This window comes from Pseudomonas sp. P5_B2 (genome assembly GCF_056400445.1).
On sequence record NZ_JBFULH010000964.1, the window covers coordinates 1 to 1,238 of the forward strand.

General features: G+C 58.5%; 1 protein-coding gene. It reads right to left on the reverse strand.

All coding sequences use genetic code 11. The features are described from left to right. A partial coding sequence (aceA, locus tag AC1DRJ_RS28355) for an isocitrate lyase (protein WP_477805059.1) occupies positions 1-841 on the reverse strand: 841 nt, incomplete at its 3' end. Between the last annotated feature and the right edge of the window lie 397 nt (positions 842-1,238).

Genomic DNA, 1,238 nt, shown 5'->3' on the forward strand with positions numbered 1-1,238 from the left:
TGGCCTGATCGAGACCGGCGCGTACTTTGTAGAAGCCTTCCTTGGTGCGCTCGCCAGTCACGAATGGCTGGTCATACGGGTCGCAATCAGAAGTCAGCAGGTCCGCCGCGTTGGCATCGGTGCGGGCCAGAATGATGGTCGGCGTGCCAGCAACGTCAGCTGCCAGGCGAGCTGCGGTCAGCTTTTGTACGGCTTCCTGGGTTGGAACCAGTACCTTGCCGCCCATGTGGCCGCATTTTTTAACCGAGGCCAGCTGATCTTCGAAGTGAACGCCTGCGGCGCCGGCTTCGATCATGCTTTTCATCAGTTCGTAAGCGTTCAGAACGCCACCAAAACCGGCTTCAGCGTCAGCCACGATCGGAGCGAAGTAGTCGATGTAACCCTGGTCACCCGGGTTTTTACCGGCTTTCCACTGGATCTGGTCGGCGCGACGGAACGAGTTGTTGATGCGCTTGACCACAGTTGGAACGGAGTCCACTGGGTACAGCGACTGATCGGGGTACATGGATTCAGCAGAGTTGTTATCTGCTGCTACTTGCCAACCCGACAGGTAGATAGCCTGGATACCGGCTTTAACCTGTTGTACTGCCTGGCCGCCGGTCAGGGCGCCCATGCAGTTGACGAAGTCTTTCTCAGGACGGAAGGACGGATGTGCGCCCTGTGTCACCAGTTTCCACAGCTTGTCAGCACCCATTTTTGCAAAGGTGTGCTCGGGTTGAACCGAGCCACGCAGGCGGACCACGTCAGCAGCGGAGTAATCGCGTGTCACGCCTTTCCAGCGTGGGTTTTCAGCCCAATCTTTTTCGAGGGCTGCAATTTGCTGTTCGCGTGTCAGTGCCATGGAGATAAGCCTCGTCGCATAGGTCTTGGTGGAAAATTCCGTTACCTGCCACGTATTCGGTGCGTGGGAGGTGGCTGCTCGCTGACCAGAAGCTTAGGCGGTCAAGTCGGTTTCGGCGGGGATGGCGACGGGATGAACGATGGGCTCGAGGGGAAGTGAGCAGGTAAGGGCAAACTGATGGGCGCATTCGGGCATCGTGGGCCTTGGTGCGAACTTCAGTGCAGTGCCGGGCTACCTAATTACGCTTCCGTCCCTCGGGACAACTTCGTTCCAGTCGGCAACCTCGTCAAACACACCTTGTGGGCGGTACAGACACGAAGCGGCTCGCGAGATAGGTGCGAGCGTCGCCTCGAAGGCCCTTGCCAGGGCCCCTGATTAGCGGGAGCGAGGCCATAAT